Annotated in this window: 23 protein-coding genes and 1 pseudogene; 10 read left to right on the top strand and 14 right to left on the bottom strand. The window is 43.1% G+C overall.

Translation table 11 applies throughout. The annotated features are described in order from the left end of the window. From N473_RS26795 to N473_RS20880, 3 genes are all read left to right on the top strand, one after another. A partial coding sequence (locus N473_RS26795) for a hypothetical protein (RefSeq protein WP_231099612.1) occupies window positions 1–213 on the top strand: 213 nt, incomplete at its 5' end. A gap of 173 nt (window positions 214–386) precedes the next feature. After that, a complete protein-coding gene (locus tag N473_RS20885; protein WP_063369612.1) occupies window positions 387–686 on the top strand; it encodes a hypothetical protein in 300 nt (99 codons plus the stop codon). A gap of 131 nt (window positions 687–817) precedes the next feature. Then, window positions 818–4687 carry a two-component regulator propeller domain-containing protein gene (locus N473_RS20880; RefSeq protein WP_155735685.1) on the top strand — a complete coding sequence of 1290 codons (3870 nt, stop codon included), beginning with the start codon at window positions 818–820 and terminating at the stop codon, window positions 4685–4687. A 40-nt stretch (window positions 4688–4727) separates the two neighbouring features. On the opposite strand, the gene N473_RS20875 is transcribed toward N473_RS20880, so the two are convergent. The 9 genes from N473_RS20875 to N473_RS20835 form a co-directional block, all read right to left on the bottom strand. Beyond that, window positions 4728–5393 carry a hypothetical protein gene (locus N473_RS20875; RefSeq protein WP_063369610.1) on the bottom strand — a complete coding sequence of 222 codons (666 nt, stop codon included), beginning with the start codon at window positions 5391–5393 and terminating at the stop codon, window positions 4728–4730. A gap of 90 nt (window positions 5394–5483) precedes the next feature. Continuing rightward, window positions 5484–6521 carry a GGDEF domain-containing protein gene (locus N473_RS20870; protein WP_039608606.1) on the bottom strand — a complete coding sequence of 346 codons (1038 nt, stop codon included), beginning with the start codon at window positions 6519–6521 and terminating at the stop codon, window positions 5484–5486. 285 nt (window positions 6522–6806) lie between these two features. Next, a complete protein-coding gene (locus N473_RS20865; RefSeq protein ID WP_063369609.1) occupies window positions 6807–7337 on the bottom strand; it encodes a methylated-DNA--[protein]-cysteine S-methyltransferase in 531 nt (176 codons plus the stop codon). Then, window positions 7334–8695 carry an AlkA N-terminal domain-containing protein gene (locus tag N473_RS20860; RefSeq protein WP_063369608.1) on the bottom strand — a complete coding sequence of 454 codons (1362 nt, stop codon included), beginning with the start codon at window positions 8693–8695 and terminating at the stop codon, window positions 7334–7336. The genes N473_RS20865 and N473_RS20860 overlap by 4 nt, the downstream gene beginning before the upstream one ends. Before the next feature lie 138 nt (window positions 8696–8833). Further along, window positions 8834–10207, bottom strand: coding sequence for a nicotinate phosphoribosyltransferase (locus tag N473_RS20855; protein ID WP_063369607.1), 1374 nt, complete (start codon window positions 10205–10207; stop codon window positions 8834–8836). A gap of 57 nt (window positions 10208–10264) precedes the next feature. Further along, window positions 10265–11326, bottom strand: coding sequence for a bifunctional nicotinamide-nucleotide adenylyltransferase/Nudix hydroxylase (locus N473_RS20850; RefSeq protein ID WP_063369606.1), 1062 nt, complete (start codon window positions 11324–11326; stop codon window positions 10265–10267). Between the two features lie 116 nt (window positions 11327–11442). Further along, window positions 11443–11889, bottom strand: a complete 447-nt coding sequence (locus tag N473_RS20845) for a hypothetical protein (RefSeq protein ID WP_063369605.1) — start codon at window positions 11887–11889, stop codon at window positions 11443–11445. 112 nt (window positions 11890–12001) lie between these two features. After that, window positions 12002–13420 carry a hypothetical protein gene (locus N473_RS20840; RefSeq protein ID WP_155735684.1) on the bottom strand — a complete coding sequence of 473 codons (1419 nt, stop codon included), beginning with the start codon at window positions 13418–13420 and terminating at the stop codon, window positions 12002–12004. 120 nt (window positions 13421–13540) lie between these two features. Next, window positions 13541–13900, bottom strand: coding sequence for a hypothetical protein (locus tag N473_RS20835; protein ID WP_063369603.1), 360 nt, complete (start codon window positions 13898–13900; stop codon window positions 13541–13543). 333 nt (window positions 13901–14233) lie between these two features. Between N473_RS20835 and N473_RS20830 the strand changes: the two genes are divergently transcribed. From N473_RS20830 to N473_RS20810, 5 genes are all read left to right on the top strand, one after another. Next, on the top strand, window positions 14234–15133 hold the full coding sequence (locus N473_RS20830; protein ID WP_063369602.1) for a DMT family transporter: 900 nt from the start codon (window positions 14234–14236) through the stop codon (window positions 15131–15133). A gap of 184 nt (window positions 15134–15317) precedes the next feature. Next, entirely contained in the window at window positions 15318–15785 is a 468-nt protein-coding gene (locus tag N473_RS26025; protein ID WP_081221322.1) for a winged helix-turn-helix domain-containing protein, read from the top strand. Between the two features lie 264 nt (window positions 15786–16049). After that, the gene (locus N473_RS20820; RefSeq protein ID WP_063369601.1) at window positions 16050–16559 is read left to right on the top strand and encodes a hypothetical protein; all 510 of its coding nucleotides are present in this window, start codon (window positions 16050–16052) and stop codon (window positions 16557–16559) included. Window positions 16560–16617: 58 nt separating this feature from the next. Then, a complete protein-coding gene (locus N473_RS20815) occupies window positions 16618–17343 on the top strand; it encodes an SIR2 family NAD-dependent protein deacylase (RefSeq protein WP_063369600.1) in 726 nt (241 codons plus the stop codon). Then, window positions 17327–17941, top strand: coding sequence for a GNAT family N-acetyltransferase (locus N473_RS20810; RefSeq protein WP_231099611.1), 615 nt, complete (start codon window positions 17327–17329; stop codon window positions 17939–17941). The genes N473_RS20815 and N473_RS20810 overlap by 17 nt, the downstream gene beginning before the upstream one ends. Here the strand turns inward: N473_RS20810 and N473_RS20805 are convergent. After that, entirely contained in the window at window positions 17933–18643 is a 711-nt protein-coding gene (locus N473_RS20805; RefSeq protein WP_063369599.1) for a hypothetical protein, read from the bottom strand. The two genes, N473_RS20810 and N473_RS20805, sit on opposite strands and share 9 nt — an antisense overlap. A 150-nt stretch (window positions 18644–18793) precedes the next feature. Between N473_RS20805 and N473_RS20800 the strand changes: the two genes are divergently transcribed. Together N473_RS20800 and N473_RS20795 are read left to right on the top strand one after the other, a co-directional pair. Further along, window positions 18794–19012, top strand: coding sequence for a hypothetical protein (locus tag N473_RS20800; protein ID WP_063369598.1), 219 nt, complete (start codon window positions 18794–18796; stop codon window positions 19010–19012). A gap of 42 nt (window positions 19013–19054) precedes the next feature. Then, window positions 19055–19468, top strand: a complete 414-nt coding sequence (locus N473_RS20795; RefSeq protein WP_063369597.1) for an ACT domain-containing protein — start codon at window positions 19055–19057, stop codon at window positions 19466–19468. A 58-nt stretch (window positions 19469–19526) separates the two neighbouring features. Here N473_RS20795 and adhP read toward each other — a convergent pair. From adhP to N473_RS20775, 4 genes and pseudogenes are all read right to left on the bottom strand, one after another. Next, window positions 19527–20539, bottom strand: a pseudogene (gene adhP, locus N473_RS20790) (alcohol dehydrogenase AdhP). 414 nt (window positions 20540–20953) lie between these two features. Continuing rightward, window positions 20954–22426, bottom strand: coding sequence for a sensor histidine kinase (locus N473_RS20785; protein WP_063369596.1), 1473 nt, complete (start codon window positions 22424–22426; stop codon window positions 20954–20956). Beyond that, window positions 22423–23154 (bottom strand): response regulator transcription factor, encoded by a 732-nt coding sequence (locus N473_RS20780; RefSeq protein ID WP_063369595.1) that lies wholly within the window; start codon window positions 23152–23154, stop codon window positions 22423–22425. The genes N473_RS20785 and N473_RS20780 overlap by 4 nt, the downstream gene beginning before the upstream one ends. 73 nt (window positions 23155–23227) lie before the next feature. Beyond that, window positions 23228–24010 (bottom strand): spondin domain-containing protein, encoded by a 783-nt coding sequence (locus N473_RS20775; RefSeq protein WP_063369594.1) that lies wholly within the window; start codon window positions 24008–24010, stop codon window positions 23228–23230. Between the last annotated feature and the right edge of the window lie 10 nt (window positions 24011–24020).

Here is a 24020-nt window from a genome sequence, read left to right as displayed (position 1 = left end):
AGCGACAGGACTCGTTTTGATAACAGCGACAGGACTCGTTTAGATAGGAACGACAGGACTCGTTTTGATAGCAGCGACAGGACTCGTTTTGATAGCAGCGACAGGACTCGTTTTGATAGCAGCGACAGGACTCGTTTAGATAGCAGCGACAGGACTCGTTTAGATAGAAGCGACAGGACTCGTTTTGATAGGAACGACAGGACTCGTAGATAGGAGCGACAGGACTCGTTTTGACAGAGAGCGACACGGCTTGTTTCTCAAAGTGGGCGAAAGGGTCCGTTTAGTAAATTAAACGAATGACCCGAAGCTTAAAGTGAACGAAAGGACTCGTTTTACTTAATAAAGTGAGTATGCTGTCCTTTTTAAAGACAGTAAAGGAGTCATGAGTGTCTGATATTATACGTGAAGTGATTGCGACAGTGCTTTTTATTATTGCTTTAGTCGCTTCGTATATTCTTTTTTCGGGTGTCTTTAACCTGCTATTTTGCGCATTGATACCCATTTGTTTTTTAAGCGCCTATCTTATTTGGCCAAGACGAGAAAATCAGGGTAAAGACATGATTGTGCTGGATGTTATTTACACGATTATTTCGTTTCCTGTGGATTGTGTCGTTAGGGTTTCACGTTTGCTATACCGTCTTTTAGGCTTTATGGCTGGAGGTAAAGATGGAGGTGGATTTGACTAATTTGTTGTGCCAAGCGTGACACCTCCATGTTGTGATTTCTTTCCAACTTTTCATCCCTTATCTATACTCAGTGACTGTGCAAGCTTTAGCTTCGTTGAACCTTTCAAGCGGATATTGCAGTGAATGCCAGTGTGACCTTACGAATTAAGATTTGTCTTTTTATTACACTGAGCGTGTACTTTTCGACTATTGCCTTAGCAAATACACAGAAAAATGTGGATGCAGGTCAGGGCGCGTTTTTTGATTTAGGTGAACTGATTTTTCAACAGGTTGGAGATAGCGAAAAAATCCCTAAGGGCGTGATCACGGCAATGACCCAAGATAGCAGAGGGTTTATTTGGATTGGCACTCAGTTTGGGCTTATTCGCTACGATGGTTATCGTTTCAAACGTTTTGGGCACAACCCTCAAGACCCTAGCTCTTTACCCGGCAATTTTGTCCGTGCTCTGTGGGCCGGCCAAAATGGTAAGTTGTGGATCGGTACTTTTTCTGACGGGGTCGCTATGTTTGACCCTAATAACAATCAGTTTCATCATTATAAGTATGATGCAGCCAACATAAATAGCTTATCAAATAACAATATTCGTGCATTGGTCGGAGACAATCAAGGCAATATTTTTATAGCCAGTAATGATGGATTAGATCATATAGATAGCGCAACAGAAAAGGTGACAAGGTTAGACAATATATCGGGGTGTGATGAACCTTTAAAAACCGCCCGTATGCGCTCAGTGCTTCTAGGAGAAAATCGTACACTTTGGTTAGGTACACAGCTCGGACTGTGTCAAATTACGCTACCTTATCCGGTATCTGATAATATCAAGCCAGGCTCGCCAGCACTGACTGGCAAGGCCTATAATGCATTTAATGGCAAAAATGTGTTTCGACTTTATTTGGCTGATGATGACGCTGTATGGGTTGGCACAACAGACGATGGTGCGGCTAAGGTGAGTGCCAGTGACAATGCAGTGGAATGGATATCACACACGCCTAATAATCTAAAGTCATTAAGCCATCATTGGGTGAATGGCATTGTTCAACCAGCCCCTAATGAAATCTGGCTAAGCACATCCGGTGGCGGGATCACTGTCGTTGATGCAGCCTCAACGCGAGTAAAGCGACATATACGCCATGAGCCTCTGAATGAACATAGCATTCCCCTAGATACTATGGGGGCCATGCTGGTGGATGACTCTGGCGTTGTATGGGTCGGCACTTGGGGTGGTGGATTGAGTCGATATAACCCGCAAAACGGAGCATTTAGAAAGTTTGTGCGCGGCCTTGATAGCACAAATATGTTGACACATGAAGATGTAAGATCGTTTGTAGAACTCAATAATGGTCAAATTTGGGTGGGAACAGCGCAATCAGGTATTGATATCATTTCACCTCAATTTGGCGTTATTGGCGGCTTCAGGCCCGAACCAGAGAACCCCAAGGCGTTAGCGGAAGGCTATGTGCGTGTGATGCGGCAAACCAGCGATGGCAGTGTGTGGGCTGGCACGACGAACAAAGGGCTTCATCGCTATGACTTTGTACAGCAGCGATTTTTTCGCTACAACACAGCCGACGGTTTGCCAAGTATACAAATCGTTACTTTACAAGAGACTCCTGGGAATAAGCTCTGGGTTGGGACCGGTGAAGGGGTCGCGCTGATAAATACGCACACCAATCAGGTTGAGGATATTTCTGATTTTTCAGGCAGTGAACTCTTTCTGGGTAAGTCGATTTTAAGTTTTGCCTACGATCACAATGACAGGCTTTGGGTTGGTACGCGTAATGGGCTTTTGGTGATATTCATCAAAGCCAAAAAAGTACTTGAAATTAGTCTTGAGGCGGAGACCACTACCACTTTATCTGATAACTATATAAACAGCTTACTACTAGATAGTCAGCAAAATTTGATTGTTGCGACGCCGCATGGGTTAGACCGTTTGGTTAACTTTAATGGCCGTTATGCTGAGTTTGAATCATTAAATACCCTAGTTGGTAGGCCTGTGGGCACCGCAGGAAACTTACTCGAAGACGCACAGGGTCGCATTTGGAATGGTTATGGTTGGCTAGATCCAAATCAGGGCACATGGCAAAACTTAGCGCGAGCAGACGATTGGGATGTGGGTACCATGTGGACTGGCTCTTACATCAAGCTTCGTGATGGCACCATGCTGTTTGGTGGGACGAAAGGCATATTATTAATTCGCCCATCTCTTTGGCAAAGCTGGCAATATCAGCCGAAACTCGTGATCAGTGAGTTAGAAATTGATAATCAAGTCACTCCAATTCCTGAGCAACTTGTATTACCTGCCGATACGAAGAGCTTCTCTATTGAGTTTGCAGCCTTAGACTTTACGTCTCCTGAGCACAATTTGTATGCCTATAAACTCGAAGGGTTTGATGAAAAGTGGATTTACACGGATGCATCTAAACGCCGAATAACTTATACCCGCCTACCACCAGGTAATTATCACTTACACATCAAAGGGAGCAATCGCAAAGGCAAATGGAGTGACCATCAAATTGATTTGCTCATTGTGCAACAGCCTAAATGGTTTGAAACTATTTGGATAAAGCTGTCGCTATTTATATTGATTGCACTGGCATTTTATGGTTTTTACCGCTGGCGCGTGAAAGAGCTGAAGCAGCAACAAATGGCGCTTGATTCTTTGGTCCAGTCTCGCACCGAGAATATTTCTATGCTTGGTAAAATTGGCCAAGAGATCACCTCTACGCTGCATCTGGGCTCAGTCTTAGAGCGGGTCTATAAGCACGTTAATGAGTTGATGAATGCTGATGTATTTGTCGTTGGCATTTTGGATGCGCCAGGGCAGCGGATCTTATGTCAATTGGCGATTGAGCAAGGTGAAAAGCTGCCTCCTTTTGAATATTCACTGACTGACTTACGTCGCCCAGCTGTTTGGTGTATCAATAATCAAAGCGAGCTTGTTATTAATCGCGTAGAAGAGTTGAAGCTGTACGTTGAATATGTTGCTGCCCCCGTCAGCGGCGCGAACACCGAGTCTTTAATTTATTTACCTTTACTGATTGATAAACAAGTGTTGGGTTGTATCACAGTGCAGAGCTTTAAAAAATCAGCATTTAGTGACAATGATGTACAGATGTTACGTACCATTGCTAATTACACTGCGATTGCACTGGCAAATGCGGAGTCTGTAGAGAAGTTAGAATCGACTTTTGCGCAGTTAAAAGAGGCGCATGACAATCTTCAGCAAACACAAGATCAATTGGTTCAACAGGAAAAAATGGCGGGTTTGGGACGATTAGTTTCAGGTGTTGCCCATGAGATTAATACGCCGTTAGGGATAAGCATTACGGCAAGTTCTCATGCGATGAAAGAGCTGGATGAATGCCAAGGGCTATTTGATAGCAGTAAGCTGACAAAAAATAAGCTGCATGCATTTTTAGAGGTGATGAATGAGAGTTTGTACTTACTCGAGTCAAACTTATCTCGTGCTGCACAGTTGGTTAAAAACTTTAAACAAGTTGCTGTCGATCAGTCCATAGAGGAACGTGGAGAGGTGAATTTAGGCCAATACCTCGAAGATACCCTGATGAGCTTAAAGCCAAAATGGAAGCATACTGAGATAGTGGTTGAGACAGATTTTGATGACAGCACGGTACTCTCTACTTATCCTGGGGCATTTGCTCAGGTGCTGACAAATCTGATTGAAAATGCCGTGCGGCATGGCTTTGAAGAGGGTAAAAAAGCGGGCAAAATTGACATTAGTTTACAACGTACCGCATCTCATATTGAGTGGTGTTTTGTGGATAATGGCGTGGGCATGAGTAAAGAGACGTTAGCAAAGGTGTTTGACCCATTTTATACTACAAGGCGCAGTGCTGGCGGAACCGGTTTGGGCATGCATATCGTGTATAATATTGTGACGCAAAAACTGCATGGTGAAATTACCTGTCACAGCTCGCACAATCAAGGGTGCCGATTTGTCATTAAACTACCAATACACAATTCAAGTGCAAATTAAGTTACAAATCGACCCCGTATATTTTTGTGAAGTTAATGATTTAACGGTAGTCTTCAGCGTCAAAATATAGATGTTTTAGTGTGCCACAATTGACAAATTTATACATCAGCTCAGAGCTTTTAGGCACGCGTTTTGATGTTTTAAACTTCTGCATGCAAGCATTGGTTAAATCAACAAAAATAAGATGATTGAAACTCGGTGGTTGGGTTAATTTGTGGATGTAAATGCGTTCTGATTTGTTGATTTCAATGCTGTCATATTCCTGCCATTGTGATGCTGGAGATAAGTCCTTTAGTTTCCGAGCATATAATTTTTTGCTAAATACTATGGTGCGGTCACTATAGACTTTAAAGCCGTCGCGTTTGTAGTGTCCTTCATAGACATCGGCGACAATATTGACTTCCTCTCCACGTTCTAGGCGCTGCAAGTTAAATGGCTTTGGCTTGATGGTTATGAGGTCTGAGTCCCTAACTAGATTTAAAAAAGCGACGTCAGGGTTATCTATTTGATACACAATTTGAATATCACTGGGTAATTTGTAAGAAGCAAAGTTTGTGGCGTAAATTTTGGAACCGCGATTCATCAGTACCATGCCATGTTCACCTTGATAGGCTGGGTTCAACGGAGGGAGTTCTTTTTTTTCTTCTTCGGCAATGACGATAAAACTGCAAGTGTATATGAGGATGAATAGAAAGATTTTTTTCATGATATTTCCTTTGCGCTTCTGGCTTGGTGAGAGTATAGCAAGAGTTGGGTCAAGTGCTATATCCCAATGTGGGCGCATTTATCCAAATGATTAAGCAGCCACATCTTCTATACGATTATGGTTCAAATTATATAAACACACCCTGTCTCTGCCTCGTTGCTTAGCAGCATATAGTGCTTTGTCAGCACAGTTCATCCATTTGGTTTGGGTAAGGTCGTTCGCAGTTGCACAGAGCCCTAGGCTCACTGTGATGGGGCGGTTATCTAATAGAGCGAGTGTTTTGATGTTAGCTCTGAGCTTTTGAGCGACTTTTTCTGCGATTTTTAATTCGGTATTGGGTAATAACACCACGAACTCTTCACCACCCACACGAAAAAGCAAATCGGTTTCTCTGATCTGTGCGCGTATATCTGATACAAGGTTGATCAGGACTTCATCTCCTTTGGCATGACCATATAAATCATTTATTTGCTTAAAATGATCAACATCAATCATGATGAGTGTCGAGTCATTGTGGTAGTGAATTTTATTGGCTAACGCATCTTTTAAAAACAGATTTAGTTGTCTTCGGTTAAGCGCGCCTGTGAGGGCATCTTTACTTGACTCTTCTTTTAATAAAGTGTGCAGCGCATCGATATGCTTGAGCAACAAGTGAACTGAGCAAGCGGTGAGCAGATAAGCGAAGAAAAACCTGAGTGCATCTGCCATATCATAATTCAAAAATACGTATGTGGTGGCGGTGAGTAATAACATGCAGTTGAAGAGGATGGATGGCACAAGAGGGAAGGCAAAGCTAATGATGATACTTACCGGGAATACCCAAAAGATTGTGCCAGCGCCCAAAGTAAATAGAGACAACGCGACACATGAAATCGCCAGAGCTGCAATAATGTACTCATGAATTGGCAAAGCTCGGCCTCTGATCAGTGCAAAAGCATCGACAATAAATGCGCATACAAAAATCATAATGAGTGCGCCAAGTGCATGCTCACCTATAATCAGGTTTTTGATTGCTAAAGGGGTAAACACCGCAAGAATGATCAGGGATAAGAGTGGGAATACTTTACCCTTGCCATCAAAATAGGTGTTTAAACGCAGTGAATACTTGCTGTTATTTTTTACTGCCACGCGACATACTCTCTACCATAAATTATGCACTGCCACCCTTATAAATATATATAATTTATTCTTACTTTAAAGGTTTTTTGTGTTAATTATTTGATAACTCTTTGTGTCTTCATGATGCGGGTAGCGCTTCACTCAGTCTTGTGTCTCAATGATTGAGCTAAGTCAGTGTGTTTTATGCGTTTTGGCAGGGGGTTGCTTAATCCGCTGCGAATTCACGACTTGTGCCGTGGCAGCGGAGTGAATTATATAGCTATTGGTTGTGAAAATGACGTAAGGCTAAAGTGGTTATTGTAAGAATTCGGTTTTTGCTTGGCGTTGAGAGGCCAGCTGTGCAAGGGCTTGAGCATTTGGTTTTTGATCTATCAAACCTTCATGGGCTAACAGCCACTGTTTACGTAATACACCACCGGCATATCCTGTCATTTTACCGTTGGCACCAATTACTCTATGGCATGGCACTATCAGGGTAATTGGGTTGCGTCCATTCGCGCCGCCAACTGCACGCACTGCTTTGGGATTATTAAGCTGCTGGGCTAATTCTAAATAAGATAAACTCTGACCAAAAGGGATGGTTGTTAAAGCTTGCCATACTTGCTGTTGAAATGGGGTGCCTTGCCAGTCGAGGTCGAGGTTAAACTGAGTGAGCTTATGATCAAAGTAAGCGGATAATTGCTGTTTACACTCTTGTAGTAGGGCATTGCTATGCACCTGTGATGTTTTCTCACCGCAAAATATTAGTTGGCGAATACCGATACCAGATGCCTTTATTTCAATCAGCCCGAGTGGACTTTGAAAATAATCAGTGTATAGGCTCATAATTGACTCCATAATTGAAAAGTGAGGTAGCTGCGCCAAGGGGAAAGCCGACTATCATCAAATTTTTGTTGTGCTTGAAGGGCTTTAATGACGCCAAGGTCAGAAGCTAAAAAAATATCCGGGTCGCTTTGCCCACGCATTTTGGCATAGGAAATCGTCCAGGGGCCAATTCCCTTGATAGGTAACCAGTCATCTGCGTTGTCGGTCACAGGGTTTTGCGCAAAATGCTCAGCAAAACGGATCAGTGTTTGTCGGCGTGCTGTGGGCATTTTCAAAAAAGCTAAGTCACTACTAGCCATTGCGTGTGGCGTAGGGAAAAAAGCATGCTCTGCATTTTTCTCTCCCAGCGTTTGTACCAGTTGAGTTACAAGCTTTTTTGCTGCTTGTACAGATACTTGTTGGCCAAGAATAGCGCGCACACCCGCTTCAAATAGCCCCCATATACCAGGCAAGCGCAGCCCTGTTACTAAAGTGAATTCATTGGGTAATGCCTGTTTTAAATCCTCTTCAATTTGGCTTAAATCAGCATCTAAATCTAAAATACGACGAATATTATTTACCACCGGCTTGAGATGCTTAATGTCGTCAATTTCTATATCCACTTCAAAACAGTGCTTTTTGCTCACGTGCTTGGCGGTGAATTGCCCTTTGCAACCGTGCCAAATAAACGTGCGACCATAACTGTCATCCGTTATCCACTCAAGACCGTCAACAAGTCGATTGGCTAAGAACTTTTGCATATGTTGCCAGTTAAAAGGTGGCCGAAAGTATAGCGTTAAAGTAATTCTTGAGTTGGTATGGCTTTGTTGTTTGCGCATTTGCGTCGGTGTTAGCTGTAACTGACGTTTAAAGCAGTCATTGAAGCGACGTATGCTCTCGAACCCGCTTGCTAAAGCAACTTCTGTGATAGGTAGTTGAGTTTGATGAAGTAACTTTTTGGCGAACAGGCACTGTTGGTAAAGTGCGTAAGCTTTTGGTGACACCCCAAGGTGCTGACGAAATAACTTGCGGACATATCGATCACTGACCCCCAGCCGGCTCGCCATTTGAGGTAAAGAACCGTGTTGTAGTGCCCCTTGATCAATTAAGCTAAGCGCTCTGTCCAACGTTGTGCCAACCCCTTTCCATGGTGCTGAGCCCGGCGCACTGTCTGGCCTGCAGCGTAAACATGGACGAAACCCTGCATGCGCCGCAGACATCGCTGAGCTAAAATATCTGACGTTTTCTTCTTTAGGCGGGTGCACAGGGCAGGTTGTACGGCAGTATATACCGGTGGTTTTTACTGCAATAAAAAATTTACCATCAAAGCGTGGATCTCGTGAATAGCGTGCTTTTTTACAGACTTCTACATCTAACATCAAACCAGTCCTTCTTCGTTAATGAGGTAAGTATATGCGAATTATCACAGGTTACTGGCCAGTTTCGGAACTCACTGTTGATGGTAATTAGAGAAGAGTCACACAAGGGCAGCCGCCAATATGTGACTCTGAGTCTGATTAGCTGATATTTGCTTTGATGTCATCAAAGCTGTACTCAATTAATAATTCCCCGTTTTTGAATACGGTTTTAAGTAAGTTTTGTCGGTTGCCCAAATCACTTTCACGAATGGTTTTAACCCCTTTAACCTTATCGTGGATCACGGCAAGACGGCCTTTTTTACTGCGTTTACCGTGATCGGTAATGGGGTCTTTAAAGACATCATGCCACAGGCCTTTCACTTTCACGGCACTGGCTTTCATTGCAAACTGCATGGTGTCTCTATCGAGTTTTTGCAGCAGCGCCCCCCCCATGCCAAACGTAATATTTTCTGCGCTTTGTTGTTTAGTTTTCATGGTGTGGAGAATTTCACGAATGCTGTTTTCTGCAATGCCATCACCTTGGATCACGCGAACGCAATCGGGCAACACACGATAGCCTTTGCTATTAATACGGTAGCCGAATTTTGTCATCAGTTTTTCGATGGTTTTGGTGACCACTTCGACAGGCTCGCCGCTGTCTGGGCGGATCACTAAAGTACCGCCTGTTTGCTCTACTTGTTCTTTCAGCTCCTCGCCCCAAATATTATCAATAGCGTGCCATAGATCGTACGAGTCACTTACCACCGCAACGAGTTTGCCTGGACCAGAAAATTGCTTGAGCATATTCTCATAGGCAGCTTTTTCGCCGTTTTTTCCCCACGCAGTAATGGTGCTGTGCTCTGCTGCAGGAATTGAAAATCCAGGCATGGTTGCGCCATAAAAACGTCTTGCAGCGACGACGGCACTGAGCGTATCGGTGCCCATAAAATTGAGTAGATGTGCAGCCCCGCCCACAGCCGCTGCTTCTTCTGTGGTCGCGCCACGTGCGCCAAAGTCATGTAACTTAAATTCAAGCCCATCAAGTGACTCAGCAGTCTCTGTCATATACTGTCGAATAATGCGCTTGCAATGGTAAGATACTGTCGCAACTGTGGTTGGGTACCAAATTGCGCGCAATAGGGCGGTTTCAACATAACTGGTTAGCCATGCGCATTTGGGGTCGGTATTGATTACTTGGACCAATGCATTGCTGATGGGCACGACAGACCCCTCAGGCAATGCCTGAATTTTGATAGGCAGCATACCTTGGTGTTTGTCGACAATATGTCGCCAACCTGCCTCATGAAACGGTACACCATGCGCTTCTAAAATCATTTTTGCTTCATCTACATCTTGATGAGTCAGCGGCGTGGTAAGGTACTGTTTAATGAACATCTGCAAACCAAAAACCAGGGCTTTATCATATTGTCCGCCGCGAGGCTCGATGTAACTAGATACTTGGCTGGTGCCTTCTGGATACTGCTTGAAGTGTGAAGCTTTATAGCTATCTGCGTTAAGTATAATATTGGTCATGATGGAGTTCCTCCTATCTATTTGGCGACTGGGTCTATCCCAATCCGCATTTGGCATTTACATGCCGGTTAATTCTTGAATGATAAAGTAATGGTCTTCAAATAATTTACTTGGTTCTAACTCTGCTAGCGGTACCCACATAGCATGTTTAGCGTCGTCCCCACCTTTGACTTTGGGCAGTAATTTATTCGGCGCCAAATCAAAATAAAATGCATGAGTAATAGTGCGTCCTCGCGCAGATCTGTTCGGATCATCAAAGACTTGTTGTTGCTTAATCGACCCCATTAAGACCGGCGCTGGCACTTTTAATTTGGTTTCTTCTCTAAGTTCCCTCAAGCAGGCGTCAATGAGTTTTTCTCTGCCATCGACAAAACCACCGGGCAATGCCCAAAGGCCTTTGCCTGGACGTGCTTTTCGCTCAATTAATAGTACATGGCCACTTTGTACAACCACCGCATCGACGGTCACAAATGTCGGCGGATAAGGCGCGTTTTGCCACGCTAGGCGATACTTTTCGATGAAATCATGTTCACTTTGAATGGCGTGATAATCATCGGTTCGCATAAACTTATCCAACGTATCACGAACAAAAGGAGGCAATACCTGAGCATCTTGAGAAGTTAAAAAGTCTTCACCTTGAGATGAAAAAAGTTGCTTTCGAATTGGCGTGGCAGAGATAGACTGATAGTTTGCTACTGGCACAGATCCCCATTGAGGAAATAAGTTTAAGTAGTAAGAAGACTGATCTTTACTATGGCCAATTAAGCCTACGTGAGGTGTTTTGTGCGGTACTTTATGTTGCGCGGTAATGATACCATTCACAGTTGTTTGTACATTGCGGACCCAAGCATCGTCGTTATAGACTGTATCCATTAGAGGAGCAATGTGAATGCGGTTGTTTTCTTCAGCAGTAAGTGTCCCGCGGATCATTAACTCTCTCTCAGAGCTTGTCCATGGATTTCTAACTGTTCTTGGTTGGTGGGCAGAGCCACACAAAATGATGATATGTTCAGCACGTTTTAACCCTTCTTTTATCACAGCTAAGTGACCTTGATGAAAAGGCTGAAAACGGCCAATAAATACGAGGAAATCGTACTTTTGATCGTGTTGTAGTGTCATTGCAGCAAACCCCTTGCTGTTATTGTAAAACGCGACGCAGGTCTATCCCGCTTACGTTGTGATTATCGAATGGTTCCCATTCGATAACGTTACAATGACACAACCGCGTTTAAATTTCAAACATGAATGTTGACTAAGTTCTCATCATCGGACAAACCAAATTGAGATTTTAAGTCAGATAATAGCGTTTGCTTTTGCTCATCACTTAATGGGTTGGTGTCTTGATCCGCCAAAGCGTCACTTAAAGAGTCCACAACTTGTTTTAAATCTACTTCTAAAGCGGGTTTGTCTTTTGGCGGTCTCGCTGGCGTACCAGCGAGTTCGCCGATTGTTTTGGCATCAAAGCCTAATTCAGACATTTGCTCTGCGAGTGCTTTTGATGGTTTAATTCCCGCTTCGCTGAAGCTATTAACAATGCTCTGCGCATCGGCTTCTGACAAGTTATCTGCGTCAAACTGCGCCAGCGTCTCTTTAATGGTATTGGTTTGCTGCTCAGATAAAGTGGGTTGAGGACGATTTGATTGCGCAGTTCGTGTGTATGATTGCGTAGCTGGTGTGATCATGGGCCATAGCCTCCATAAAAATGAACCCGTCTAGTTTGAACACTAATTGCGCAAATAATGTGAAAGCTGCATTTTGAGGTTGTCACATAGGTGCTGAACTGATTTACAAAGCTCATTCCAGCACGGTATTTTTTGGTGTTTGGGACGCTTTGTTATTAGGGGAGTCCGTATGTCTTTCTGGCTCAATGTACTGAAGTTCACCGAGTTCATAAGGGACCTGTAAATCGAGATTGAATTCATAAACCTTTTGTAACTGCTGTTGTACAAAGTTTTGCTTGATAATATCTAGGTTGGTATTGGTCCACAGCTCAATGGAATCTGAGCGTAGGAATTTATCTGGCTGCGATTCTAAATCGTGTAAAAGTTGATGCCAAATTTCTCCATGCATGGCGGCAGGCTCATTGAAGGTGAGTGCTACAACGTCATTCATCCAGCCCACCCCATTACTTTCATACGCTTTTAAGACGTTTTTATATAAAGCTCTGCGGTCGCTTTCACTGGTATCTTGATCATGGTGTACAACAAACTCACGATCATCATTCATAAAGTACTGAGTATGTGCCCATTTATCTGTTTGCTGTCCAAGCATGGCGAAAATATTCTGCGTGTTGGACTTATCGACCTCTTGTAACAAGGAAAAAAAGTGTTGATGCTCAAATGGTTTCATGGTGATGGCCATATCAATCATTCCGGCATTTGTTGCGAAGTCACCTTGGCTAATATGCTGATTAAATTCTAATAATTGGCCATCATGCATTCTGTTGTTATCAAGCAATTTGATGTATTGCATCAGGTGTGAGGAGTAATCGTTTAACTCTATCCACCCGGAGTCTTCAAAAGAAGCGTATTCCACTCGCAGCAATGGATTTTCAATGCCATCTTCATTTAGCAGTCCCTCAGGTGTATAAGGGGCTGCTCTGTCGTGCACTTTATTTTGTTGAGTAAGGTGAGTCAGCGCATTCAGCGAACTAGTGAGTACATCATCTGATAATGTGTTTAATGTCGAGATAATTGCTTCACTGTTGTCGCTGATTAAATTCGTTTTTTCATTATAACGCGGCGCTGATGTCAGGATTTCAGCCAGTTTTTCCAGTTCATCGTCATTTAACCGTTGGCTCAGCTCAAGTAATTCCTTGGTGGGTTTTATAAATGTAAATCTAATTTGTCCGTCTGCTGACAGCCTGTCTTTTTGTGCAAGGAAAGCGTCAATATCACTTTGTTCAGTAAGCTCCCCATATTGAAATTTATTTTCCTCATCATGATCAGCTTGAATTCGGTATAGGCTGAAATAGCCAAAAGAAACTAGGTTCGGTATTGCTTTGGTGAAGATATTATCCTTGAAACTATTTAAAAAGTCGTGGTCTTGTTGAGCAGTTGTTAGTGATACATGGTAATCGTCGCCACTGGGCAGACTAGTTGATTGATATGTTGACTCTGCCTTTTTGATCGCTGATTGGAGTGGTTTGTTTTCACCATGATGTAAATAATCGAGGGTGGTACCTGTGACTGTTTTTACCAATCTATCAATCATCACCTTATCCTTAGTATCTGATTTATTGGTTAACTTATCGGCTAAACCGGTCATTTCTTTAGAGATGGGATGTTTAGATTATGAACGAGAAAGTGTCGCAGTAAATCAGTTAGTGCACGATTATGCGCTGCCCTGGTGACGATGTGCGATGAAAATGCGCAAAAACATAAACGTTGCAATGCCTGCGATCGCCGCGCAAAGAAGGTGGTGTAACACCAAATGACTGACTATAAATGTCGGAATATCTTCAATACCATCGATGAAAAACGCCTTAACGATTAACCCAATATATGCACTTAAATGGCCGAATAACGCTATCTTGTATACACGTTTAAATTGCTTTTTAGATACTTCTGGGATGTCTAAAGGCGCAAACTTGAAAATTAAGATGGCAAGCATTGCGACCGCGATACTGATAATACCTAAACCCAGCAATGAAGTTTTGATCAGCGCAATGACCAGAATATATCCGAATAACATCTGTAAACCACTTTTAATGAATGATTGAGCGATGCTATGACAGAGCCGTTTTAATTGTCTATCTGAATCGCTCTGAGAGGTTATCAGTTTTTATTTGTTGATCATATTGACTCAGTACACTGAAGGGTACATAGTAATCGTTCTACTTCACAGGATAATAAGAAATAATCATGAATTTGCTTTCCAATACACAAGTTAATTGTCAGTGGCGTTCAGTCACATGGCTAATTGTGTAGCGGTTTAGCTATTTTTCTAACCGCGATGATAAGTGCGGTTAGTTAATTCTGAAAAATCACCTCATTTATCGTCCTTTTACAATAAGGATTAATAATAATGCCCGTGCAACTGTCTTATGCATTTGTAGTCTTAATTTGGTCTACTACTCCGTTGACGATTGTCTGGAGTAGTTCGACGATGGCACCTACAACGAGTGTTTTATTGAGAATGCTACTGGCGCTGATATTGGCAGCGATTGTGGTAACATTGAGCAGAATAAAAATGCGTTGGACAAAAACAGCGTGGCTTTTATACGCCTTTTCAGGTGGCGGAATTTTCATTGGTATGATGCTATCCTATTTGGCTTCTCGAACAGTGCCATCTGGGGTGATCTCTTTGGTTTTTGGCTTAGCGCCCATCATTTCTGGTGTCTTGGCCCAAAAGCTACTAGGGGAAGATAAGCTTACAATCATCAAAAAGAGTGCTTTAGGGTTGGCTTTAGTTGGCATGTTTCTAGTGTGTTTCACACAGTTACAAGAATTGAATTTAGAGCCGCTGGGTTTGATATTCGTTGTGCTTGCGACTATAAACTTTAGTATCAGTGGCATCTTGGTGAAACGGGTTAAAATTGCCATTCACCCTATGGCGACAACATTTGGTTCACTGCTCGTTGCTACGCCTTGTTTTTTTATTATGTGGTTGCTTTGCGGTGCGCCATTTGAGGTCGCTAGTTGGAGCGAAAAATCTATTTTGTCGACTTTTTATTTGGGGATATTCGGGTCGTTTTTCGGCTTTCTCGCATATTTTCATATATTACAAAAGTTGAAGGCAAGTACTGTAGCGTTAACAACATTGATCACGCCAGGGCTAGCAATGACATTAGGCGCATGGGTGAATGATGAAACGATCACGCCACTGTTATTAATAGGTGCGATCACCATAATTGTTAGCTTGGCACTTTATCAATTTGGCGATTCGTTGAGATTGGTTAATTTGATGAAGAAGAAAGCGTCTTAAATAAAGAGATAAGCCTGAGCCAAAAAAGTGCAAACAAGATAAACCACATTATTGGCTCAAGTCATTTTACAACAAGTGAGATGAATTTATTACCGCGTATAAATAACAGGTTTAATTCCTCTAACAATATGTGGTAAAAATAGTAACATCGTTGAATAAAAATATAATTATAAGTTTAGGGACAATGAAATTAGCATTCGAAGACTTTCAGTTTGATATTCAAGCGTTGGCACTGTCGAAAGACGGAAGAAAAATATCATTAAAAGAAAAGCCAGCACAAATTCTTGCTATGTTGATAACTCAGCCAGATAAGATCCACAGTAAAATGGAGATCTTAGAAAAAGTTTGGCCTGGCAGAACCGTCACTGAGCAAGTTGTATTTCAGAACATTGGCCATTTGAGAGCGCTTTTTGGAGATCAATCCATCAAGACATTCTCAAAAAAAGGGTATCAATGGCAATTACCGTGCGACACTGTAGAAAGCGCCTTACAAGAGCTTGCTGCGAACGGTATTACCATTGAACACCATTCAAATGACCGTGCCCCAACTCAAAACCCCAATGAGAAAGACGGCATACAGCCTCCGTGGACAATGATTATACCTATGCTAGTTGCGCTGGCTGCTGTTGGAGGCTTTATCACGCTATCTTAAAGCTGGTAACTCGGTGCTTAGGTTGTGATGTAAAATCAGCCCTGACAGTTTTGCGGGGCTGAAAGCAATTTGGACAGCGTGTAACTTGGTTTTTTCGTATTGGCGTGATGCAGGTGGTTGGAGGTTGAATAATTGAACTAATTTAAGGTTTTACTGTCGAAAGTTAAGTCTATAAGAGCTATTTAAGGGCATATTTGACCTGTTGTTATTGGTACTATTAAGTTAGCCTGCCCTTGAGGCTATTTTGACCAAAAGGAGTTTTTTTTGACTACGATAGCATACCATCACCCAACACAAACCATTTGTGTTGATAGTTTGACCACCACATCGCAAAGCATTGTCACCCATGATGCGCAAAAATGCCAAAAAGTACACAACGGATTTATTTTTGCATCCGGTAATTGTACGGAAATTTATCACCTATTGAGTAATTGGCAAAAAAATTGTTTTGAAGCGATAGGGTGTACATTTTTCTTTATTAATAAGTTTGATCAGGTATTTTACGGAGAAATACGTCACGGCAAACGCTTCTTGGAACCTTTGCAAATGAACTGGGCAATTGGCTCTGGTGCTAATTGGGCAATAGCGGCAATGGACTTTGGTAAGAGCGCCCTGGAGGCCGTTCAATATGCTTGCACGAGAGATAAATCCACAGGAGGGAAAGTTCATTCGTTCAGTTTAAAGCAAACAGCAAGCTGGTTGTCTTTGGGTTGTAATCAAAAACATCTCATCGCATTACCAGAGGTCAAGCATTTGCAAAAAATAGAAATCTAGCTATCTCTTATTCGCATAGGTACACTGGTTGTTTGTTTGATTTCGGAGCGATTTACACATGACGACGCTTTATATTACTGGTGCAGGTGTCAGTGCTGAGAGTGGCATTCCTACTTTCCGTGGCGAGGATGGCTACTGGACGATTGGCAGCCGCAATTATACGCCACAGCAAATGGCAACCCGAGCGATGTATGAACAAAATCCGGCTGAATTTTTAAAGTGGTATTATCATCGTTTTGTGACGTATCGTCATCATGGTCCAAATACAGTGCATCATTGGCTAGCTGATAAGTCATTAATCACCCAGAATATAGATGGATTAGATGGCAAAGCGGGGAATAACGACTTTATTTCTATTCATGGGCGAATTGATAAAATGACCCTATACCATGTCCAAGGTGAAGAAGTAGGCATTGAAACGACACCGTGGGCGCAAGTTGATGAACGTAATTTGACTGAATCGTTGCTGGAGTTGTTCAAGATCTCTAGTCAAGGGCCTGAGCTTAACGCCTCCCTCAAGCCGTTTGTTTTGCTTTTTGATGAGTTTTATACCGATTTATACGGCATAAAAAGGGCGCAGCAGCGGATGTGGGGGGCCAGTAAAATGGTGTTTATGGGCACCTCTTTCAGTGTCAATATCACACAGATGGCTTTGGATATAGCGCGCCATAAGGATATACCTATAGAGGTTGTAGACCCTGAGCCGGCTCACATTATGCACAGTCATGTAAAGTATTTTCCAATGACTGCAAAGGAGTATATTGAAATTGGCGACCATACCTAAGTGTGCTGCGGTTGCTCAACTTGAGACGGAGCGCTTAGTGTTGCGGCAATGGCAGGAAACGGACAAAATACCGTTTGCCCAATTGTGCTCTGATCCCCAAGTGATGCGCTATTTTCCCGAGCAGCTAAACAAAAATGAAAGTGACGCGTTGAGCGAAAAAATCAAGGCCTTGATCGATGAGCGTGGTTATGGCTTTTGGGCCGTTTCACTCAAGGAGAATATACCTCATGTGCCTACGACATTAACGACCAATCGATTTATTGGTTTTGTAGGCCTGCATTGGCAAACACAGGTTATGCCTGATCAGCCTTTTATGGAAATTGGCTGGCGACTGCATCGGCATTTTTGGCGCCAAGGTTATGCACTTGAAGCTGCTAAATCGGCACTCGCTTTTGCTTTTGAGACTTTAACATTGAATCAGGTCTATGCGTTTACGGCGGCGGTAAACATCCCTTCTCAAAAGTTGATGACTCGCTTGGGGATGCAAAACCAAAATCGAGACTTTGCACACCCAGCGTTACCCAGTGGCCATGCTTTGCAAGCTCACTGCTTATATGCAATTACTCGCCAGCAATTTGAAAAGCTAAACTTAGTGTAGTTGGCACAACGCATTGATATCAATCTGATAATAGCTAGCAATAATGAGTAAAACTTGATTTTTTGGATCAAGGTTTATCTTATGGCTTTTCATCGCCCCTTTTACATGGCTCAGGTTGTTACTTAGAGGGGAGGCATTGCCCGCTTGCTCTGCTTCAATGAGCGCAAATAGTGCGGTAAGCTCGTGTTCGGGTAAGTCTCTATTATTCAAGTTGTACACGAAATAGCATTCTAACGGTGTTAACCCATGTTGGTTACGTACTCGAAGTGTTTTAGCCAATGATTCATTGCGCTCAAATAGTAAGAGTGAGCGAATAAAATTAAACGGTGGTGGTGAGTGCTCTGCGTTGGCGAATAGCGCATGCAAAAACGTATTACCTTGATGGTTAGTTTGTGAAAATGCGTCAGCAGCTTGTAGTGCGGGCATAAAAAAGTTTACCCTATCACTGTTGTTCAATCCCGCGATTATGCCTGAGGGGAGACCATGAGCCACAATACATTGTGCAGCGATATTTTGATAATCAGCATAGCGAGTTGTTTGTGACTCAGCAATTTCAAAGCAAAATTTGAGCTGTGCAGCGCGGCCAAGATCATTTTGTTGCTGGTAGACCGAGCATATTTTTGCTAAGTTTTTACTGCGAATAGCCAAGAGCAGTTCAGCAACGGCTTGCTCATTACTATTGTTATTGGGTACCTGCGTCATTGTCTATCCTCATTTCTAAACTGCCTGTACATTACACATCATCACTTTACTCGATAACGCGTATTACCAACAGAGTAATTTGCTTGGCGCTTGAAAAGCATTCGCATCGACCCTATAGCATTGTCATACTGGTAATAAGGCGTATCAAGCATGGTCGGGCAAATAGGTGTATTTTTGCTGCTGTGTGCAGTGATTATTTTGTTGTATCGAGCGGTACTCTGGGCAAAGAAAATGCCAAAAGGTGCTTTTTTATTTATGGCTTTAATGCCATTAATTGCATTATTCCCAATTCCTCCGACACAATTTAAAAATATTGCCAAGGCGAAGCAGGAGCAGAGGAAAAAACAGCGTTCTGAAGAAGATGAGTAAATTAACTAATAAATCACAATAAGAATAAAAGGAGTCGTTTTTATGACAGGGGAGATGAACTTAACGGTATTACTTGCCAGTATGGAGCCGGTGCTATCTTCGGAGCTTTATGTGTACGCGGTTGTGTCTGAACGGCAACTTGAACAGCTTAGTATGGTCAATATATTGGGTCTATTTCGAGAAAAAGAAGGCATTACGGTGATCACCACTAAATCGTATGCTCAAGCGCGAGGTATAAAATATCAGGGAGATTATCGCTGTATTACGCTCAATGTACATTCTAGTTTGGAAGCGGTCGGTTTAACGGCTGCATTTGCTACCGCATTGGGCCAAAATCAGATCAGCGCAAATGTGGTTGCTGGGTATTATCATGATCATATTTTTGTACAAGAGAGCTGTGCTGATAAAGCGCTGCAATGTTTACTCAAGTTGTCTCGTGAGAATCAAAGTAAGTAGGTGACAAGATAACCTCAAAAAAGGCTGCGGTGCAGCCTAGCAAGTTGGGATAAAAAAACTAATCCATGGTTAAGACAATGCGGCCTTGAATATCACTTTTGATCATTTGTTCGAATACCTGATTAATATTGGTCAATGGCTGGGTTTGCACAATAGCTCGCACTTTACCAGAGGCTGCAAACTCCAAGCATTCGATTAGATCTTGTCGTGTACCTACAATGCTGCCGATTACGCTGATCCCTTTCAAAACAGTATCGAAAATCGGAATGGGCAGCGCATCATTTGGCAAGCCCACTAATATGCATTTTCCACCGCGTTTTACACTCTGATATGCGCTGTCAAAAGCGGTTTTTGATGCCGCAGTGCATATGACTGCTTGTACACCTCCAAACTGTGTTTGGATGTGTTGGGCAGGGTCAGTATTCTCATAGTCGATACAGATATCTGCGCCTAACTCTTTTGCCAGCACAAGTTTACTTTCCCCCGTATCTACGGCGATAACATTTAGACCCATGGCTTTGGCGTATTGAATAGCGAGATGTCCCAGCCCTCCGACCCCCACAATGGATACCCATTGGCCTGGTTTTGCGTCGCTCACCTTGAGGGCTTTGTAGGTCGTTACACCGGCACAAAAGAGCGGTGCAGCGGCAACGAAATCTAGGTTTTCTGGAATTTTGATGGCGTAGTGCGCATCCGCTAAGCAATATTCAGCATAGCTGCCGTCAACGGAGTAGCCGCTATTTTGTTGGTCGGGACACAGGTTTTCATTGCCTTGCAAACAGTGTTCGCAGTGACCGCATGCAGAGTGTAGCCATGGGATCCCGACTTTGTCACCAATGTCGATATGCGTCACGTCATCCGCTTTTTTGACGACAGTCCCCATGCCTTCATGGCCGGGGATCAGGGGCATTTTAGGCTTTACAGGCCAATCCCCATGACATGCGTGCAAGTCTGTATGGCATACACGCAGGCAGCCACTTTTACTAGCACTGTTCCAGGCCTTATTTCAGGCTGTGCGACGTCTTCGATACGCAGTGGATCTTTAAACTGATGAGCGACAGCAGCTTTCATGTTTGTGCCTTATTAATTTAGAAGTTGCTATTGAGTTTATCGCCTTTTACTTTTGTATTATTGATCGGGCTCAAGATTCGGGTGTGATAGTGAACTTTTATAAATTAGGTAATATTTATAAAGACTTAGCTGAGCAGTGGAGTCGTTTCTCTACCGCGTAAAGTGTGGGCGGCGTTTTCTTGTATAGCAATCAGGCTGGGCGCATTTCTCTAGGTCAATGAGGGCCTTTTAATATACTCTATTTGGCGTTTAAACCACTTTGGTTATTGATGCAGATTTGGTTTATGCACGAGCGACTATCCGGTTTTTTTGGAAAAAACTGCAAAACAGCGACTAAAGTCTGCCAAATAACATGACATGGATACACGTAGGCACCCATCTCAAAACGCCGAAAAAGGCCGTACTGACGCCGTATTAAGAAGCGTCAGCACTTCTTACTTGGAATATAAACTCACTGCCTTGGCCAAGGCGGCTGTTTACTTTGATCTCTGATTTTATGAGTTCAATTAATCTGGCTGTGATTGCAAGACCGAGTCCAGCATGAGACTTTTTACATCCACGGGTATTACTTGCTTGATATCGCGCTTCGAAAATATAGGGCAATTCTTTTGGGCTGATCCCAACTCCGGTATCTTGTACCGCGATACTATATGATTTATCCATCGCGCATATTGAAATGCAAATATTACCTTTTGCAGGCGTATGGCGCAGGGCATTTTCAATGAGGTTACTTAAAATGCGTTCCAACTTGGCTATATCAGAGAAAACGGTAAAGTCGCAGTCCGTTGGTGAGATGCTCAATGATATATCTGCTTGTTGCGCTTTAAGTGCAAACTTAGCGAGAATATCATAGATGAGTTCCCCTAGATTGAAGACTTCAAAGTTGACATTAGACTGACCAGACTCTAAGTGTGCCAATTCAAATATTTGGTCAATGAGACTTTTTAATTGGTTGCAATTTTTAAGTGCAATGGCGAGATACTCTTGTTCATTGATACCAGCAGGAGGCGTTTTTTCTATTAACTCTAGATAGCCTTGTAATGACGCCAGTGGGGTGCGAAGGTCATGAGATAAGTGTGCGAGTAATTTTCGACGTTGCTCATCTATGGCGGTGAGCTGCGTCATTTGCTGGTGGATGGTGTCCAGCATACTATTGACACTTTGGCCGACAAGGTGAATTTCATTGTGTTTTGATGGCCAGGCGATTTTTTCGGTGGATTGTGTATCAAAGTTGTTTTGCTCGACAGTTTGAATAAATTGGCTCAAACGTTGTAAAGGTTGGGTCATAGTTCTAAATAGTAACAACAGAATGGCAAATAGAAAGACCCCCATTGCAATTAACCATGCGGTGCTTTTAGCCAGTTGTTCAGAACTTTTAATTTGCGCACTAATCGAGTCTGCGATGGCTGAACCGATAATCACATACAAGTAGCCTTGCAACGTGTCCCCGTTATAAACGGGAGAGACGGAAAATATTTTTTTTTGTTCAATTGAGCGTGGGTCTTCGCCATAGACAGGAAGTTTGCTGGGCTCATTTATTAATTGAATCAAGGGCCTAAGGTCTATCGATTGTCTTTTGACTTCGCCGGGCTTAGCGGAGTAGGTGAGCAGCTTACCACTGGGGTCGACAAAGTAAAACTCAAAGGCAGGACCCAGTACCATCAAAGTATGGAACAGATTTTCCAGTGCTTTGTAATCATATACCCCTTGCTTGAGTAGCGGGTTATCTTGTGCCAAATGTTCCGCGAGCCCTAGATGCAATTGCTGCTCGGCTTGGGAACGAGACACTGACGAGAGGTCTTGTGTCCAGAACACAAATGCGGAGACTGTCAGCATAAACACGCCAGTGATGATCAATGCAAGGCGATGATAGAGTGAAAAGGTCATAACCGTTCCTGTTGTAAAGGCTTTGAATTGAGTTTATACCCCACTCCCCAGACCGTTTCGATAATCGCTTGGTCTGTGAGTTTCTCTAGTTTGGTGCGAATACGATTAATATGCGAGTTTACTGTGTGCTCATAACCAAGGTGGTCGTATCCCCAAACTGACTCGAGCAATTGAGCACGTGAAAATACTTGATTTGGATGCTTGGCAAAAAACAACATTAACTCAAACTCGGTGGCGGTTAAATCCAATTGCTTTTGGTGCAAGGAGACTTCATGGCAATGTGGGTCAACTTGCAAATCACCTAGGGTAATGGGGTGCGATGTCCCATTGGGTATTTCAATGGTTTGCTGTGCTTCTAGTAATTTGATATGTCTGAGCTGTGCTTTAATACGCGCTTGAAACTCTCGATAACTACAGGGTTTGCAAATGTAGTCATCAGCCCCCATTTCTAAACCAATAATGCGGTCCATCTCACTACTTTTTGAAGTCAACATGACAACACTAATTTTGGGATGTAGTGTTTTTATCTCTCGACACAGTGTTAACCCATCGACTTGGGGCAACATAATGTCTAATAACACGATGGCATATTTTTGAATTGATAGCTGAGACATAACACCTTCTCCAGTCGAAAGGTGATCAACTTCAAGGTCAAGTTCGTTTAAATGTACTTGAAGCAAACGAGCGATGTCTAAATCGTCTTCGACAATGAGCACACGTTGATGCATAGACTAACCTCCTGCCTGTGCTATTACACAAACAAACACGCCCCAGCTACTCGTTGCCGGGGCGAGTAGGAGGCTACTTGGTTCTCATAATGGTCACTGACATCAGTGGGTTGTCAAATTTATGAATGCTGCTTAACACAGAGTTCGTAAGACCATCGTCTTTACCAACAACACCAGGATGCATTGCAACCTTGTTCAGCTCTTCTCTTTGCGCATTAAATCCTTCCCCACTGTCTGCGGGTCCAGGAATTGTGCCACTGGTTTCTGAATTTTCTTCAGTACCTGCGTCATACGCATAGGTGACGTAGTGCATCTGGTCACCGACAGCCATAGAAGATACATCTAAGGCATTAAGACCGGTAAAGCCGTCATTTGTATTCACCATCATGGTAAATAATGATAACTTTTGTCCATCAAGTGAAGATTGGCTCAGTGTTAATTCCGTTTTATTACCCGGAGGTAAGACACCCTCTCCTGACACTTTGCTCTGTACTACACCTAGCGAGAGTAGGTCGCTGTTATCACCACTTTCCGCCATTTTTTCTAGTGCATTACTTGCCGCTTCTCCGATTTGCCATAACTGTCCTTCTTGATGCAGCACAATGCCGACTGGTGATAGCGGTTGTGCGTAGGTCAAATTGGTAACCGTCACGGTTAACATCGCCTCATTGGGGTCAGGATCAGGTGTGGGATCCGGCGTTGGGTCTGGGGTCGGATCCGGTGTTGGGTCCGGTGTTGGATCCGGTGTTGGTGCTGGTGCCGGTGTTTCTACAACTGTTGTCGGTTCATCGTCATTATCACTACACGCAACTAAGGTCAGGCAAGCAATCGGTATAATCAATTTAGAGAGTTTCATGATAGCCACC

Origin of the sequence: Pseudoalteromonas luteoviolacea CPMOR-1 (genome assembly GCF_001625685.1) — a bacterium.
Lineage (GTDB): Bacteria > Pseudomonadota > Gammaproteobacteria > Enterobacterales > Alteromonadaceae > Pseudoalteromonas > Pseudoalteromonas luteoviolacea_K.
The sequence above is the reverse complement of the archived record's forward strand: the minus strand, read 5'-3'. Positions and strand labels throughout refer to the sequence as shown.

Bases quoted from the DNA above. Each gene is read 5' to 3' on its own strand.
- N473_RS20795 (WP_063369597.1), top strand. From the start codon at position 19,055: ATGACAGGGGAGATGAACTTAACGGTATTACTTGCCAGTATGGAGCCG.
- N473_RS20845 (WP_063369605.1), bottom strand. From the start codon at position 11,889: ATGATCACACCAGCTACGCAATCATACACACGAACTGCGCAATCAAAT.
- N473_RS20780 (WP_063369595.1), bottom strand. From the start codon at position 23,154: ATGCATCAACGTGTGCTCATTGTCGAAGACGATTTAGACATCGCTCGT.
- N473_RS20815 (WP_063369600.1), top strand. From the start codon at position 16,618: ATGACGACGCTTTATATTACTGGTGCAGGTGTCAGTGCTGAGAGTGGC.
- N473_RS20840 (WP_155735684.1), bottom strand. From the start codon at position 13,420: ATGATTGATAGATTGGTAAAAACAGTCACAGGTACCACCCTCGATTAT.
- N473_RS20785 (WP_063369596.1), bottom strand. From the start codon at position 22,426: ATGACCTTTTCACTCTATCATCGCCTTGCATTGATCATCACTGGCGTG.
- N473_RS20805 (WP_063369599.1), bottom strand. From the start codon at position 18,643: ATGACGCAGGTACCCAATAACAATAGTAATGAGCAAGCCGTTGCTGAA.
- N473_RS20800 (WP_063369598.1), top strand. From the start codon at position 18,794: ATGGTCGGGCAAATAGGTGTATTTTTGCTGCTGTGTGCAGTGATTATT.
- N473_RS20775 (WP_063369594.1), bottom strand. From the start codon at position 24,010: ATGAAACTCTCTAAATTGATTATACCGATTGCTTGCCTGACCTTAGTT.
- N473_RS20855 (WP_063369607.1), bottom strand. From the start codon at position 10,207: ATGACCAATATTATACTTAACGCAGATAGCTATAAAGCTTCACACTTC.
- N473_RS26025 (WP_081221322.1), top strand. From the start codon at position 15,318: ATGAAATTAGCATTCGAAGACTTTCAGTTTGATATTCAAGCGTTGGCA.
- N473_RS20830 (WP_063369602.1), top strand. From the start codon at position 14,234: ATGCCCGTGCAACTGTCTTATGCATTTGTAGTCTTAATTTGGTCTACT.
- N473_RS20865 (WP_063369609.1), bottom strand. From the start codon at position 7,337: ATGAGCCTATACACTGATTATTTTCAAAGTCCACTCGGGCTGATTGAA.
- N473_RS20860 (WP_063369608.1), bottom strand. From the start codon at position 8,695: ATGTTAGATGTAGAAGTCTGTAAAAAAGCACGCTATTCACGAGATCCA.
- N473_RS20875 (WP_063369610.1), bottom strand. From the start codon at position 5,393: ATGAAAAAAATCTTTCTATTCATCCTCATATACACTTGCAGTTTTATC.
- N473_RS20850 (WP_063369606.1), bottom strand. From the start codon at position 11,326: ATGACACTACAACACGATCAAAAGTACGATTTCCTCGTATTTATTGGC.
- N473_RS20835 (WP_063369603.1), bottom strand. From the start codon at position 13,900: ATGTTATTCGGATATATTCTGGTCATTGCGCTGATCAAAACTTCATTG.